Origin of the sequence: Roseofilum capinflatum BLCC-M114, assembly GCF_030068505.1 — a bacterium.
Lineage (GTDB): Bacteria > Cyanobacteriota > Cyanobacteriia > Cyanobacteriales > Desertifilaceae > Roseofilum > Roseofilum capinflatum.
In genome coordinates this window covers 88,027-102,632 of record NZ_JAQOSO010000115.1, presented here as the reverse complement: position 1 = coordinate 102,632, position 14,606 = coordinate 88,027, and the positions used below count along the sequence as shown (strand labels likewise).

The following is a 14,606-nucleotide window of genomic DNA, read 5'->3' as shown; positions in this document are numbered from 1 at the left end:
CCCCCTTCTCCCATAGGAGAAGGGGGTGAAAGTCCCTCTCCCGTGGGAGAGGGATTTAGGGAGAGGGCAAGCTCTCGGTTACGCCCCTCATCCCCCTGCCCCCTTCTCCCATAGGAGAAGGGGGTGAAAGTCCCTCTCCCGTGGGAGAGGGATAGAGGGAGAGGGCATCCATTATCCCCCCATCGCCTGAACATGCCATGAGTACGCTGCTTAAACAAGTACGGGCCATTAATCCCATCGCCCAAACTGACCAAATTCAAGATGTATGGTTAGACCATGGCGAAATTAAAGCCATGGGGGACTCGATTCATGAGTATCCCCCAGAAACCCAAGTGCAGGATGGTCAGGGGTTGATTGTCGGGCCGGGATTGGTAGATTTATATAGTCAAAGTGGGCAGCCAGGATTCGAGGAGCGGGAAACCCTGGAGTCTTTAGTCCATGCAGCGAGGGCGGGGGGATTTATTCGGGTGGGGATTTTGCCAACTACTTATCCTCCCATCGATAACCCGGCAACGGTGGCTCTGTTGAAGGGGAAAACGCCCCAGTATCTGGGGGTGCAACTCTCATTTTGGGGGGCGCTCACCCAAGGGGCAAAGGGGCAACAGATGAATGAGTTGGGCGAGTTGGCAGGTGCGGGGGTGGTGGGGTTTAGTGATGGTCAGGCGATCGCCAATCTGCTATTATTACGCCGACTCTTGGAATATGCCGGGCCCTTGGGTAAACCGGTGGCTCTCTGGCCGTTGGCGGTGGATTTAGCGGCCGATGGAGTCATGCGCGAAGGTCATGTGTCCACTCGCTTGGGCTTACCGGGAATTCCCGCGTCGGCCGAAACCGCAGCTTTGGCGGCCCTGTTGGAACTGGTAGCCCAAACCCGTACCCGCGTGCATATTATGCGGGTGTCTACGGCTCGGTCTGTGCAATTAATCCAGGAGGCGAAGGAGGGGGGACTACCGGTAACCGCGAGTACCCCTTGGATGCATTTACTCTTGGATACAGAGGCTATTTCTTCCCAGAATACAGGTGGGTTTATGCCCTACGATCCCAGTTTCCGTCTAGCTGCCCCATTGGGCAATCCAGAGGATCGAGAAGCGTTGATTTGGGGTATGGGTCAGGGAGTGATTGATGCGATCGCGATCGATCATACGCCCTATACTTACGAAGAAAAGACCGTGGGCTTTGAAACAGCTCCGGCGGGGGCGATCGGGTTAGAATTAGCGCTACCCTTACTCTGGCAAGGATTAGTAGTGACGGAAGAACTATCGGCTGTGCAATTATGGCGCAGTTTGAGTACCCATCCCGCTTTATGCTTGAATCAAACTGCACCCAGCTTAAATATAGGACAACCGGCCGAGTTAATTGTCTTCGATCCCCAAGTATCCTGGACTCCAGATCGCACTACCCTCAAGTCTCTAGCTTCTAATACCCCTTGGTTGCACCACCACATACAGGGTCGGGTAATACACCGATTTGATCGGTATCCTGAGAATAAATAGTCCTATACTCCAACAGATTTATCGGTCTGATTAGCCGTGTAGTCAAAATTGAGGAACATGATTACAGATACGGTTGTAAAATAACAACCAATTGCACCCTTACCTAGAAACAACAATGCTTGGGCAGCCAGGTCTAACCCAATGACGCTGAGGAGACCACTAACGACACTTATAGCCAGGCTCAAAAGGAAAATAGGGATAGCAACCAAAATCCCTAAACCTAGAAATCGTCCAAATACACCCCACCAACGACCTTTAACCAGAGTTTGACTATAGCTTAGGGAATTGAAACCACAATTGCGTAAGGCAACAGCATAGTAGGCAAAACTGTATCGAATAGACAGCCAGATACCTGGAATAATAAGTACAACCAAGCCGAGTGCAACAATAATCGATATGACAAAACTGACAACGAAGGCAATTAAGATCTTGGGGGCAGCATTTTGCAATACCGTTAGCGTTTCTACACTCTGACCTCGAATGGAGCGCTCAACGACATCGGGTATGGCGAGTCCAACAACTATCACCAGGACACTAGAGATAATGGAGAGCAAAATTTCTAGCCCCGCAGGAAGTTGCTCAAATTCTTCCAGAATGAGAAGAGGTAAACTCGATATCAGAAGAAAAATCAAAAAGATTTGAATATTTTTTCTAAACTCAGACCAGCCCATACTGAGGTACTCTGGAATGCCAAGTAGAGAATTTTGGAGTTCTGCTTCCATCATCATAGACTCTTTGTGAATTCAATTATCACTTTCCTATAGACTATCCTGTGGTTCTTGAAAATGGTTCTAAAATTCGTAAGGCTTAATATAATCTGAATTTTTTTCACCAGGCGATCGTCCGCAATGGATGGAACGGAGCCAAGGGAGTGGACTAAAAGTTCTAGCTATAAACCCTGAATCAGGGGGTAGCAAATGTCAGAATCAGGGTATGGGGAGCAGGATTCAGTATTATTCTTTGATTAATAAGGCTTGTTCAACAACCTGGGGATAGCGGATTTTTACCCAGTCGGGAAATGCTAGATGGGGGGTTTCTGTGAGTTGGCGCGAAAGCAGTTCAATAATATCATCCACTTCGTTAATTAAGTCAAAGATAAAAATATTGGCTGCCATGGTTTTATGGAAGTTAAAGTCTAGAGTCAGAAAATGTTCAATATTAATATCTTCTCCTAATCCTAAAACGATCGCTTTGGCTTGACTGTGATGATCGATATGTTGACAGAGGGTTTTCAGATGTTCAATGAATTGCTCTTCATCGTCAAATTGACCATCGGTATAGATGATAAAAAAGGCTCCGTTGGCAATGGGATGGGGTTGACTAATCCAGCTATTTATGGAGTGTTCGAGGGTTGGAGTAATAAAAGTTTTGGTTTTGGGTTGATTTTCGATAAATAGTTTGTGAATTTTTGATGGATCGGTAATAGTGATGGGGGAAGGAGGGGTGCGCTGACGACTAAAAAAGTGGAGGGTGAGCCGATCGCAGATTCGCTGGTCTTCCTGGCGATAGGCAAGAATTGCAGCACAGTGTCCTTCTACAATTTCTGCTAAGTATTCATATCGAGTTTGGTTACCTGTATCTGCATCTTTACGCACCATGGAGCCGCTTTGATCGATGAGAATATAAACGTCTCGATTATAGAGGGGATAAGGGGTAGAGGGAGATGAAATCTGGGGAGTGGTTACCCAATCGGGTTGGTATTGATTGAATAGAGCAATTAATTCCGGACGCTTCGAGGTTCGATCGTCGGGAAACTCATTTTCAATGGCGAAAGCGCGACAGAGGTTTTCGATATGCTTGCGAACCGTGGAGGTTTCGATATTCAGGGATTGGGCGATCGCCCGATCGCCGACTCCTGCTAACACCAACTTTAGCACCTGTCGTCGTCGTGCCGTTAATCCTTCCAAAGTGGCCTGAAATTGCAAGCGATTCATATTTTCCCTAACGTACAATGAGAGGATATGGACAAGTAGGCAGTAGAAGAATTGATGATTTTGGGGTTCGATCCGGGGAAAGATAAGTGTGGCATTGCGGTGATGGCCGAAGAGGGTCAGGTATGGGAGCATGAGGTCGTTGCTTCCGATCGCGCGATCGCCACTTTAAAGGCTTGGTCTCAACAATATGGGGTTTCGCTGTTGGTCATGGGAAATCAAACCACCTCGAAAACATGGGAAGCGAAACTGAAGCCAGAGTTTGCCGAAACGTTAGAAATCATCAAGGTAGATGAGAGATATTCTACCTTAGAAGCGGGCGATCGCTACTGGAAAATGTATCCTCCCAAGGGCTTAACTCGTCTGGTTCCCCAAGGAATGCGCCAACCTCCCCGTCCCATTGACGATATTGTGGCCATTATCCTCATTGAACGGTATCTCGCTACTCTAGAACCGTCTGAATCCTAATGCCCTAACTCAGGCCGATCTTTGAGTTGTTCTAGGGTATACTCTCGACCAATCTCAATCAGCTCATCAATTTTACTCACCTCGAATACTGGATAATCCTGCAAAGGTGGAGTAAGAACAATATCAGCAGCCGCAAAGGTTTTCTGAAGATTAGAAAGGCTCTTAGTTCCCATGGATAACCCCAAGAAATCCATTAAACCGGGACATTCTATAGGCTTCATTCCAGGATTAATGCGGCTCCAGAGAATTTGCCAAGGAGAGGGAAAATCTTCGTAGGAAAACGCAATTTTATTCATCGACCAGGGCGCAACACTCGATAGAATAATCGGCCCAGAATGGAGTTCTTTCATCGTTAAACTGGGATCGTTATCAACTACTCCCCCATCAATAAACAGTTCCCCATTGTCAATAAAGGGAATAAAAGCGCCAGGTAAAGCAGCCGACGCGCGAATGGCTTGCCAAACCAAACCGCGACGATGAACTTTTTTCTGCCCTGTGGTGATATTGGTGGAACAGGCGAAAAAATTGATCCACAAATCTTCAATGCGAATATCTCCATATAACCATTTGAGTCCCCGATCAAATTTTTTGTGACTCAGAAATGAGGTAACGGGAATCGTCACAGTGGTAAATGGATTATTCTTAGCTGTATTTTCCTTACCTCTAGCAATCATGGTGGGAATATCTGAACCCATGGCATATTCTGCGGCTAATAACGATCCCATGCTGGTTCCGCCAATAAAATCAATCGGAATACCCATCATTTCTAAGGCGTGAAAAACGCCAATATGAGCCATTCCCCGTCCCCCTCCTCCACCGAGGGCTAAACCGATCGCACAACCGGCTAAAAAGCGACCGATCCGTTCAATATCCCCCTGATGTTGCGATCGCACGTGATGATGAAGAGAAAGAGTTCTCGGTTCTAACCAAAATCGGGTTCCGGTGGGCAAGCTTTCCGTATTTTCATGGATTAAAATCAAGCTTTGTTCTCTGGTGGTGGCTGGATTTTGCTCCGCTTGCACCCGTTCTTCCAGAGGGGTTAACCCTGGATCGGCTGAAGAGAGAGCTACCCAAACCAAATGATCCGCTTGTCGAATACAGCGTTGTGTCCAAGGAGAATCTGAGCCATCCCCTTCAAAAATAATAAACCGATACTGTTTTTCCTGTTCTTCGAGCCAGAGTTGCAGTCTTACGCCACGGGGTTCTTCAGGATCGACATCGGCAATATCCGGGAAGTCTAATATTTCTGCCAGGCGATCGCGATTCAGATGCAAGACTTCTCCATGGCTAGATAAAGCCGCGACTAAAGATTCTGTAAATTCCCTGAAAGAAGTCGGTTCATGGATCGGTAAAATAGCAATATTTTGATGATCTATTTTTGGGTTAACTACGCCAGATTCTCGCTCCCGTTGCTTAAACCGCTTAATTAAGCGCTCAGTGGTTTTCAGTAGCAGCACAGGATACTGTTGAATTAAAACTTGAAAATCTGCTTGACGATAGCGAATCAACAAGCTGTCTCGCAGAGCATAAACGCTGGCACTTCTCGGTTCATGGGTAATCACTGAGAGTTCACCAATAATTTCCCCAGAACCAATTGTGCCTAAAACTTTAATCTCACCTCGATCATCTTCTAACAAGGTATTAAACCGTCCATGCAAGACCCAATATAAACTATCCCCTGCTTCTCCCTGACGACACAAGCACTCACCTCGACGCAGTTGCACCCACTCCGCTTTAGCTTTTAACTCTTGCATACAATCGTCTTCCAAGTAGCCAAAGGTTTGGGAGAAGAAAGCAGTCATTTGCTGCTCCCTTAAGCGATGTTGAACCAGATCCAGGAAATATTGACCCAGCTCTGGACATTGGGCGATCGCCTCGACCATATTAGTTTTGGGAAACCGAATCACTTGACTTGCCGTGAGCGATCGAATCGATGCCGTTCGTTTGCCCCCTAAGAGAACTTGCAGCTCCCCCACCCACTCTCCTGGTTGGATACGACCTAAAATTAGGGGTGAGTTCAACTCATCCCCTTTATATACTTCTAGTTCTCCCTCTGCCACTAAGTAGAGCGCATCCCCTTTTTCAGCCTCTCGGAATAAGACTTCTAACGGTTCTAAATCGATCGCCTCTAAGGAAGCCATTAGAGGTTCTCTGGTGCGATCGTTTAAACACTTGGATACGCCAATATTCTCCAATAACTCAACAATGCCTTTAATTTCGAGATTTTCATTCATATCCTTCTTTATAAGGTGCGATCCTCTCAATTTTGCTTGAGAGTGCATTCCCATAACCCGCCTAGAAAATCAGCATTATAGCGTGAAGAATGGTTTGCCCATTACCCAGCGATCTAGGTCACAATCTACTGTGATTAACATCATATTGACAAATATAGCAAGAATTCGTTACATTAGTTTACAAGAAACAAAACAAAAGTTCACACATAGGAGAACAACATGGTTAACTTAGTCATTCTTTCCTTACTCTTCATCGCTGGTTGGGTCGCTGCTTCTGTAATCGGAACTCAAGCCTACTTCATGGGAGAACAAACCAAATCTATCCACGAACGCAACTGGGACTCTGACGGCTTCAACAGCATCGCCAAATCCGTAACCGGTCAAGAAACCGACTACACCAACCGCGTCCCTGGATATAGCTTAGATACTTATGGCAGCAACACTCTGGCAAGCTAGTTATCCCGGTAGCGTGAGTACCCTTAACTTCCCGTACTCACCTCCACTCCCCCACGCTAACTCCGTTTCTGGAGTTAGCGTTTTTTATGCCAACTCCCAATTCCCAATTCCCCATTCCCAATTCCCAATTCCCAATTCCCAATTCCCAATTCCCAATTCCCCATTCCCAATTCCCCATTCCCCATTCCCCATTCCCAATTCCCCATTCCCTATTGCCTATTGCCTATTGCCTATTGCCTATTGCCTATTGCCTATTGCCTATTCCCCATTCCCTATTGCCTATTGCCTATTGCCTATTGCCTATTGCCTATTGCCTATTGCCTATTCCCCATTCCCCATTCCCCATTCCCCGACTTCATGTTTGAATAAAAGCAGAGAGAATAAACTTTTGTGAACCCAGGAGTGAATATGTACATCGTGCAGATCGCCTCTGAATGCGCTCCAGTCATCAAAGCTGGAGGTTTAGGGGATGTCGTTTATGGACTGAGCCGAGAATTAGAAATCCGAGGAGTTGGAGTAGAAATCATCCTCCCCAAATACGACTGTATGCGCTACGACCAAATTTGGGGTTTGCACGAAGCCTATCACAATCTCGAAGTTCCTTGGTATGGAGCCGCCATTTACTGCGATGTCCTATGTGGTTGGGTTCATGGACGGTTATGTTTCTTCATCGATCCCCACTCTGACGATCTGTTCTTCAATCGCGGCTGTTACTATGGCTGCAAAGACGATAACATGCGCTTTGCCTTCTTCTCTAAGGCAGCCCTAGAATTCCTTCTCAGAACCAACAAGCGTCCCGATATCATCCATTGTCATGACTGGCAAACCGGTTTAGTCCCCGTGTTGCTCTATGAAATGTATAAGTATCATGGACTAGAAAATCAACGGGTGTGCTATACCATCCACAACTTTAAGCACCAAGGTATTGGTGGTGTTGATATTCTGTGGGCAACAGGACTCAATCGTGAGTCCTATTATTTTGAATACGATCGTATGCAAGATAATTTTAATCCCTTTGCTCTGAACTTAATGAAAGGGGGTATCGTCTATTCTAATTTTGTCAATACGGTTTCCCCTCATCATGCTTGGGAAGCTCGTTATTCCGATATCAGCTATGGCTTAGGGCATACCCTAGAGCTACATAATTATAAATTCGGTGGGGTTCTCAACGGTATTGACTATGAGGTATGGAATCCAGAAGTCGATCGCTTCATTCCCTATCATTACACCTCCAAAACCCTGAAGAACAAAGCCAAGAACAAGAAGGCATTGCGCGAGCGCCTCTGGTTATCCCATGATGAGAAAAAGCCCCTGATTGCTTTTATCGGTCGCTTAGACGATCAAAAAGGGGTGCATTTGGTTCACCATGCCATCTATTATGCCCTGCATCGGGGAGCGCAATTTGTGTTGCTCGGCTCGGCAACTGAGCAAGGAATTAATGACTGGTTCTGGCATGAAAAGCTATTTTTGAATGAGAATGCTGATTGCCATTTAGAGTTGGGCTTTAATGAAGAGTTATCCCACTTAATCTATGCCGGTGCAGATATGATTGTGGTTCCGAGTAACTACGAACCCTGCGGCTTAACCCAGATGATTGGTTTGAAATATGGCACTGTGCCGATTGTGCGTGGGGTTGGTGGCCTACAAAATACAGTATTTGATCGGGATTACGATCAGGATAAACCCCTAGAAGAGCGCAATGGTTATGTGTTCTATCAAACAGATTATAGCGCTCTAGAATCGGCTATGGATCGGGCGATCGGTTTATGGTATGAGTATCCTCAAGAGTTCCAAAAATTAGTGCTTCAGGGGATGACCTACGATTATTCTTGGAAAAATCCGGGCAGTCAATACTTGGGGCTTTATGACTACATTCGTCATAAATAGTTCAGTCATAGGGGCGACCAATGTTTTGCCTCTATTTTTCGCCCCAACTATACCCCTTACCCATTAACCACTATTTTGCCCTCTCATATGATGTCCGCTAAAGTAGCTATAATCAAGTCATTGCGAATGGAACGGAGTGGAATGAAGCAATCTCGATCATCTCGCGAATTGTAGCGGTTGCTTCCCTCCGGTCGCAATGACATCCATTTAACCGGACTTGATATTATCGTCCGAGCTGGCAAAGATTTGCCAACTTTTGGGCGAGGTTTGAAGATTGACTTTTGCGCCGATGGGTAGGGGGTGAAGGGTGTCGCTTCTGGCTTTGAGTTCTAGTCCAGAGGAAGTGTATAAGGTATAACGATGTTCGCGACCTAAAAATTGGCGATCGCCGATTTCGGCAATCCCATGTTCATCTGGCTTAATATGCAGGTCTTCTTCACGAATCATGAGATCCCCTTGCTCTAAGGGTTCCCGCTCATGCACAGCAAATGAGCCGATTTCCGTATCCCATAGAGAACCGTTACGACGAGCCGGGATAAAATTGGCTTGGCTGACAAATTCAGCCACAAAGCGAGTTTGAGGATTACGGTAAATCAGTTCTGGAGTGCCAATTTGTTCAATTGTCCCATGATGCATCACGCCTACCCAGTCACAGATGGAGAGCGCTTCTTCTTGATCGTGAGTGACAAAAATCGCTGATATACCACTAGCTTTGAGGATGCGGCGAATTTCCGCTCGCAGACGCACCCGCACTTGAATATCGAGGTTGCTCAAGGGTTCATCTAAGAGAATTAAGGTGGGTTCTGGAGCTAAAGCACGAGCCAGAGCAACCCGTTGTTGTTGTCCTCCAGAGAGTTGGTGAGGGTAGCGGTTTTGGAGTCCGTCTAAGCCGACTAGGGCGATCGCCTCTAACAGCCGTTTTTCGATTACTCCTTTCCTCGATCTGCGACGATGCCTTAAGCCAAAGGTAATATTTTCCGCCACCGTTAGATGGGGAAATAGGGCATAATCTTGAAACACAAACCCCACATCTCGTTTCTCTGGAGGCAGGGAAAAGCTGCCAGTGGCCACATCTTGACCAAGTAACTCAATCTTGCCCCCAATGGGTTGCTCAAATCCAGCAATTAACCGAAGTAAGGTCGTTTTACCACATCCTGAAGGGCCCAGAAGTCCTAAAATATCACCTTGCTTGAGGGTCAAATTGACCCCATTGACCACAGGTGCTTGATTGGGATGGAAAGTTTTGCTCACCCCTTCCAGGTTCAACACTACCAACTGTGTCATGCTCTTCCCTTCAACCGTTCAATCGATTAAAACTGCTATTACACTAGCATAGTTTTTTCTCACCTTTTGAGAAGAGTTCTTAGTTTATGGGTGGAAAACTCAGAAAGGGAGCGATCCTAAAGGAACAGATGACAGAGAAGAAGACACCCTCTCCTTCTCTGTCGGATCTTTACTCGGAGAACACCAAGAGCCACTATAACTTTGTTGATAATAATTGTCAATACAATCGACCCAAAAAAAGCCGGGAAACCCTTTTCCCGACCCATTCATTCTCCCATTGCGGACGATCCCACAATCGAGCTAAAGAGAGGAAGTCCGTTAACTGAGGGATTCGAGATAGTCCCGTACTCGGTTCCGGCGTTTAGGTTGACGTAGCTTTTGCAAAGCTTTAGCCTCAATTTGCCGCACGCGCTCGCGAGAGAGTTCTAGAGCGCGGCCAATTTCAGCCAAGGAATAGGGATGGCCATCACCGAGGCCAAAGCGCATTTGAATCACATCCCGTTCCCGACTGGTTAAGTCGGCCATCAGATGGCGCAGATCTTGTTGCAAGGATTCGCGCATTAAGGATTCTTCCGGGGAAATGCTATCGGTTTCCAGAAGTTCGCCCAGTTCCGTATCTTTATCTTTACCCACCTTGGTTTCCAGGGATACCGATCGCGGAACGCGCAACAGCACCTCTCGAATTTGGGCCGGAGTCATTTCCAGTTCTGCCCCTAAATCTTCAATGGTAGGGGTGCGTCCTTTATCTTGGGCCAGTTTGCGTTGGGCTTTTTTAATCTTGTTGAGTTTTTCCGTAATATGTACGGGTAGGCGAATGGTTCGGCTTTGGGTGGCGATCGCCCGTGTAATCCCTTGGCGAATCCACCAGTAGGCATAGGTACTAAAGCGATACCCTTTAGTCGGGTCAAACTTTTCTACTGCTCGCTCTAGTCCCAACGTTCCTTCTTGCACCAAATCCAGCAACTCTAAACCGCGATTTTGGTATTTTTTCGCCACGGAAACCACCAGGCGTAAATTAGCCTTAATCATGTGGTCTTTCGATTTAATCCCCGCCGATTGAATTTTGTCTAACTCAGCTACGGTTAATTCCGCTAACTGGGCCCAATGGCGTTTTCCTTCCACTAAAGCCAATTTGAGGGCTGCCACATCCGTTTCCGCAACTTCCGCCCAGCGTTCCCAACTGGGTCGATGGCCAAGCTGGGAAGTGAGGCGATCGCGAATTTCCATTAACCGCACATACTCTCGAATGGGCCCTGTTTCTGATTCTCCAGCCTGATTGCGTAATTCAATCAGTTGAATATAACGCTGCACTTTTTGGGCTTCTGCAACTTCCTCATCTCGACCGAGCAAGTGGACTCTGCCAATTTCTTGAAGATACAACCGCACTAAATCCGTCGTTCGACGGTTGACTGCGGTTGGCCGGTTAGGCGACTCCGTAGACTCCATTTCTAGTTCAGACATGACATCTGATGAGGTCATGTCTTCCTCGGAAGTGAAGTTCTCGGACGCTCCTAACTCATGGTTAGGAGTAGAGGGTTCATCATATTCAGGGTTCGGGCCAAAAGCAGTTACTGGCGTAGTCATCGTCTCAGTTGCTCCAAGTCATGAAAGGGAAGCAGTTACAGGGTTCCTATCCGATTAGGGTTCCCCAAGGGGGTGATAAATTACAGAATCTTTAGATTCTTTTTATAAAATCTATGGGTCTGCAATTCCATCAACTTGATCCGGTTTTCCGAGTTTTGATTGAGTTAACTTGAGTCTCAAGGGTCTAAGCCAGAGAGGGCCGAGACGACGGGGATTCAGTTTCTCTAACAACTCAGGATTTAGGGTATTAGGGTGTTGCTTACTTTGTTTACGGTTAACCCGGTTTAATGGGGTTTTAGCCTTGAGTTAATGGGTTCTCATATTTTTTTATTAGGAGAATCAATTCAGATGGACTATGAAATCCTGCACCCTGATTGATTTATCTAGCTGACTGAGTATCCTATGTTTTTTCGAGTCTACTCCACTATAGATAGAGGTTACCTCAATCGAAGTGACTTGGGTCAAAGGCTGAATTAATCTTTATCACTAACTCACTGGACTTCCAAAACTATTCACAAGTGTGAAAGCTAGACCCAGACAGGGGTAGCCCGGATTGAACTCCCCTTGTCTTTCTTCTAATTTCACCGTCTAAGATCAGGATTCCGGCTTAATATCTCTTAACATCAGGGCATGAACCGCCTGATGGGGACTGATTTTCCCTTGCAGCAGTAAATCAACTTGGGTACAGATGGGGATGGGAATGTGATGAGTTTGGGCGAGTTGGACTAAAACCTCTGTCGTATTAATGCCTTCTGCGGTTCCCTCTAGATGGTCAAGAATTTCCCATAGGGGTTTGGCTTGGGCCAGTTGATAGCCGACCTGATAGTTACGGCTGAGGGGACTATTGCAGGTGGCGAGCAGGTCTCCTAAACCGGAGAGTCCGTAGAAGGTTTCGGGTTTGGCTCCCCAATGAGTGCCAATGCGGATCATTTCGGTTAAGCCCCTGGTGAGTAAGGCGGCTTTGGCGTTGGTTCCTAGGTGGAGACCGTCACAGACTCCGGCGGCGATCGCCAAAACATTTTTTAAGGTTCCTCCCAACTCTACCCCCAGGGGGTCATCGTTGGTATAGACCCGAAACCGGGAGGAGGAGAAAACCTGTTGCACCCATTGGGCGGCTTGGGGGTCTCGACTGGCAACGGTGGTAGCAGCCGGAAGCCCTTGATTAATCTCTTTGGAGAGATTGGGGCCGGCTAAAACAACGACGCTATGGTGAGGAAAAGCTTGTTGCCAGAGTTGGGAGGGGGTAATGCGATCGCTCGGATCGAGGCCTTTGGTGACGGTGACGATGACAGTAGAAGGCTCAAGTCCACAGGCTTGCACTTGCTCTACAACCGGTTTAACGCCTTTCATGGAGACAGCGCTGAGAACCAGGGAAGCGCCAGTAAGGGCTTCCGAGAGGGGGAGAGGGGCGCGACGAGACCAAATTTTAACCTGATGGTGGCGATCGCGGGCTAGTTGGGCTAGGGTTTGCCCCCATACTCCCCCGCCGAGCAGGGCGATAGAGGTTGGCTTATCAGAGAAGGGGGATGATAGTTTAGAATTCATGGATATTTTAAACAAGGGTGTTCTATTGATCTATCACCCTCCCCGCTCCGGTGATATCAAGTTCGCTTATTCATGTCCGCGAAGCGGAAATACCCTAATTAAAAATCCAGGGAGCAAGATGCTCCCACTCCAGTCATATCAAAGAATTCGAGGAGTGCGGGCATCTTGCCCGCTTCTTAACCAATTTTCATGTCCGCTTGCGGAAACCGGACTTGATATGACCCATGAAAAGAGAGAAAAGAAATTAAATGCGATCGGGGTCGATGTTGAGTTCGCGCAGTTTAGCGGCTAGGCGATCGGCTCTTTGAGTTTGTTGGTCGGCCACTTCTTCCGGTGTCAAAAGCAACTCACCCTGGGCTGTGAAGAAGCGCAGTTGGCGATCGCGTTAGCGATGCGGAGCATTATCGCGCCAAAGTCGTTCTAAACATTGAATCAAGAGGATAATTTGTCTGAGGTGCAGTTCACTTTCCACAGGAGGTTCGTCACTATAAAGGTCACCAGGGGGGAAGAGGATCTCTTCTTCTAGGGTTTCGGGATTGGATACTAGGGTTGGGGAAACAGTCATGGCGGTAAAAAATAGAGGGACTAGGGCGCGATCGCCTTCGAGAGAAGTTTCAGTATATTTATTTATAATAACTAAATTCTGAATGAGTCGCAGATAAGATCTTGGATCTTATTATAACGAATCATTAATCAATTTTCACTTCATTCAGAAGCTTTTGAATTAATGGACGATAAATTGTATTATCCAGATGCTCTAAATACCAAGTTTGATAATCGCCGATAATATTCAGATGCTCTTCAATTTGTCTGGCTTCTTCTAGCAGTACCCATAAGTTATGGGTAGCTCGATTATAAAATCCATAGCCTCCACTGGCTCTTAATCCTTCTAAGCCATATTGTTGACAAGCGGGACATTGACAAGTTTGCAGTTTTTCTTCTTCTTCCTGACTCAGATATCGACCCCTCCAGTTCCCTAACTGTGCTACGATACGATCGCCTGTTCCAGGAAGTTGGATTAAACCTCTAGCTGCACGGTTACGCCATCCACTAGAATCAACCGAATTAATGCCTAGTAATGCGGCAATATGTAGGGTGGACGTTCCTCCGATGCCAAAAACATGCAGCTTTTTATCCTTAAATTGCTGCCGAAAACTGACTAAACCATGAATGATTTTTTCATGAGAGATAGCTTTAGGAGCGCGGAGTAAGTTGGGGACAATTCCACCTAAAGCAATGTCTGTTTTTTTTCTTAAACCTTTACTACTGAGAATTTTTTCAATGTATTGTTCTAAGAATTGGCTAATATGCACAACTGGCACATATTTACCTTGATAGTGCCTAAAGTTCATATTCATCGTTTTTTGAAAACACTGCTCCTGTTCCTCTAATGTCATTTGAGGGATGGGGATGAAGTCTTGAGGAATAGGATACCAATCTGGATGAGCTGCTTTGACAAATTCTCGATATTCTTCAACGGGAAGTTCTTGATGATTTTTGATAAATGAAAATGCACCGTTATCTAGATACACTTTTGTAGTTTTAGGGATGGAAAAATGTTCATGTAATCCTTTTTCCATGACTTGCTGTCTTTGTCTACGCATTTTATGAAAATCAGCATAGGAAATCATCACCGCTTGTAACTCTTTGATGTAATAGGGTGAGGTGGTATCCCAGACACGGGGTTTGATGCCTTTTAAGCCAAATCCAGCTACAATCTGCAA

12 protein-coding genes and 1 pseudogene are annotated in these 14,606 nt (G+C 46.5%); 5 read left to right on the top strand and 8 right to left on the bottom strand.

Annotation, left to right across the window (positions count from 1 at the left end; genetic code table 11):
• Positions 1–197 precede the first annotated feature (197 nt).
• Positions 198–1,493 carry a dihydroorotase gene (locus tag PMG25_RS22905; RefSeq protein WP_283769222.1) on the top strand — a complete coding sequence of 432 codons (1,296 nt, stop codon included), beginning with the start codon at positions 198–200 and terminating at the stop codon, positions 1,491–1,493.
• A 2-nt stretch (positions 1,494–1,495) separates the two neighbouring features.
• On the opposite strand, the gene PMG25_RS22900 is transcribed toward PMG25_RS22905, so the two are convergent.
• Both PMG25_RS22900 and PMG25_RS22895 read right to left on the bottom strand, forming a co-directional pair.
• Complete coding sequence (locus tag PMG25_RS22900) at positions 1,496–2,218, bottom strand: hypothetical protein (protein ID WP_283769221.1); 723 nt, start codon at positions 2,216–2,218, stop codon at positions 1,496–1,498.
• 228 nt (positions 2,219–2,446) lie between these two features.
• Complete coding sequence (locus PMG25_RS22895) at positions 2,447–3,427, bottom strand: LuxR C-terminal-related transcriptional regulator (RefSeq protein WP_283769220.1); 981 nt, start codon at positions 3,425–3,427, stop codon at positions 2,447–2,449.
• 54 nt (positions 3,428–3,481) lie between these two features.
• Between PMG25_RS22895 and PMG25_RS22890 the strand changes: the two genes are divergently transcribed.
• On the top strand, positions 3,482–3,892 hold the full coding sequence (locus PMG25_RS22890; protein WP_283769219.1) for a pre-16S rRNA-processing nuclease YqgF: 411 nt from the start codon (positions 3,482–3,484) through the stop codon (positions 3,890–3,892).
• On the opposite strand, the gene PMG25_RS22885 is transcribed toward PMG25_RS22890, so the two are convergent.
• Positions 3,889–6,126, bottom strand: coding sequence for a cyclic nucleotide-binding domain-containing protein (locus PMG25_RS22885; RefSeq protein WP_283769218.1), 2,238 nt, complete (start codon positions 6,124–6,126; stop codon positions 3,889–3,891). The genes PMG25_RS22890 and PMG25_RS22885 overlap by 4 nt on opposite strands.
• Positions 6,127–6,345: 219 nt before the next feature.
• Here PMG25_RS22885 and PMG25_RS22880 point away from each other — a divergent pair, with 219 nt between their 5' ends.
• From PMG25_RS22880 to glgA, 3 genes are all read left to right on the top strand, one after another.
• A complete protein-coding gene (locus tag PMG25_RS22880; RefSeq protein WP_283769217.1) occupies positions 6,346–6,582 on the top strand; it encodes a photosystem II protein, Psb35-related in 237 nt (78 codons plus the stop codon).
• A gap of 86 nt (positions 6,583–6,668) precedes the next feature.
• Positions 6,669–6,947, top strand: a complete 279-nt coding sequence (locus tag PMG25_RS22875; protein ID WP_283769216.1) for a hypothetical protein — start codon at positions 6,669–6,671, stop codon at positions 6,945–6,947.
• Positions 6,948–6,990: 43 nt separating this feature from the next.
• The gene (gene glgA / locus PMG25_RS22870; RefSeq protein ID WP_283769215.1) at positions 6,991–8,469 is read left to right on the top strand and encodes a glycogen synthase GlgA; all 1,479 of its coding nucleotides are present in this window, start codon (positions 6,991–6,993) and stop codon (positions 8,467–8,469) included.
• A 207-nt stretch (positions 8,470–8,676) separates the two neighbouring features.
• Here glgA and PMG25_RS22865 read toward each other — a convergent pair whose 3' ends face one another.
• The 5 genes and pseudogenes from PMG25_RS22865 to PMG25_RS22845 all read right to left on the bottom strand — a co-directional run bounded on the left by PMG25_RS22865 (position 8,677) and on the right by PMG25_RS22845 (position 14,606).
• Positions 8,677–9,753: an ABC transporter ATP-binding protein gene (locus tag PMG25_RS22865; RefSeq protein ID WP_283769214.1), complete on the bottom strand. Its 1,077-nt coding sequence runs from the start codon at positions 9,751–9,753 to the stop codon at positions 8,677–8,679.
• A 318-nt stretch (positions 9,754–10,071) separates the two neighbouring features.
• Positions 10,072–11,337, bottom strand: a complete 1,266-nt coding sequence (gene sigC / locus PMG25_RS22860; RefSeq protein WP_283769213.1) for an RNA polymerase sigma factor SigC — start codon at positions 11,335–11,337, stop codon at positions 10,072–10,074.
• A gap of 594 nt (positions 11,338–11,931) precedes the next feature.
• On the bottom strand, positions 11,932–12,882 hold the full coding sequence (locus tag PMG25_RS22855; RefSeq protein WP_283769212.1) for an NAD(P)H-dependent glycerol-3-phosphate dehydrogenase: 951 nt from the start codon (positions 12,880–12,882) through the stop codon (positions 11,932–11,934).
• Positions 12,883–13,285: 403 nt separating this feature from the next.
• Positions 13,286–13,447: pseudogene (locus PMG25_RS24725) on the bottom strand (Uma2 family endonuclease); the annotation flags it as partial.
• A gap of 124 nt (positions 13,448–13,571) precedes the next feature.
• On the bottom strand, positions 13,572–14,606 hold the full coding sequence (locus PMG25_RS22845) for a tRNA guanosine transglycosylase family protein (protein ID WP_283769210.1): 1,035 nt from the start codon (positions 14,604–14,606) through the stop codon (positions 13,572–13,574).

Excerpts from the sequence above, each read along its gene's own strand:
- PMG25_RS22890 (WP_283769219.1), top strand. The coding sequence starts at position 3,482 with ATGATTTTGGGGTTCGATCCGGGGAAAGATAAGTGTGGCATTGCGGTG.
- PMG25_RS22895 (WP_283769220.1), bottom strand. The coding sequence starts at position 3,427 with ATGAATCGCTTGCAATTTCAGGCCACTTTGGAAGGATTAACGGCACGA.
- PMG25_RS22905 (WP_283769222.1), top strand. The coding sequence starts at position 198 with ATGAGTACGCTGCTTAAACAAGTACGGGCCATTAATCCCATCGCCCAA.
- PMG25_RS22875 (WP_283769216.1), top strand. The coding sequence starts at position 6,669 with ATGCCAACTCCCAATTCCCAATTCCCCATTCCCAATTCCCAATTCCCA.
- PMG25_RS22885 (WP_283769218.1), bottom strand. The coding sequence starts at position 6,126 with ATGAATGAAAATCTCGAAATTAAAGGCATTGTTGAGTTATTGGAGAAT.
- PMG25_RS22865 (WP_283769214.1), bottom strand. The coding sequence starts at position 9,753 with ATGACACAGTTGGTAGTGTTGAACCTGGAAGGGGTGAGCAAAACTTTC.
- PMG25_RS22900 (WP_283769221.1), bottom strand. The coding sequence starts at position 2,218 with ATGATGGAAGCAGAACTCCAAAATTCTCTACTTGGCATTCCAGAGTAC.
- sigC (WP_283769213.1), bottom strand. The coding sequence starts at position 11,337 with ATGACTACGCCAGTAACTGCTTTTGGCCCGAACCCTGAATATGATGAA.
- glgA (WP_283769215.1), top strand. The coding sequence starts at position 6,991 with ATGTACATCGTGCAGATCGCCTCTGAATGCGCTCCAGTCATCAAAGCT.
- PMG25_RS22855 (WP_283769212.1), bottom strand. The coding sequence starts at position 12,882 with ATGAATTCTAAACTATCATCCCCCTTCTCTGATAAGCCAACCTCTATC.
- PMG25_RS22880 (WP_283769217.1), top strand. The coding sequence starts at position 6,346 with ATGGTTAACTTAGTCATTCTTTCCTTACTCTTCATCGCTGGTTGGGTC.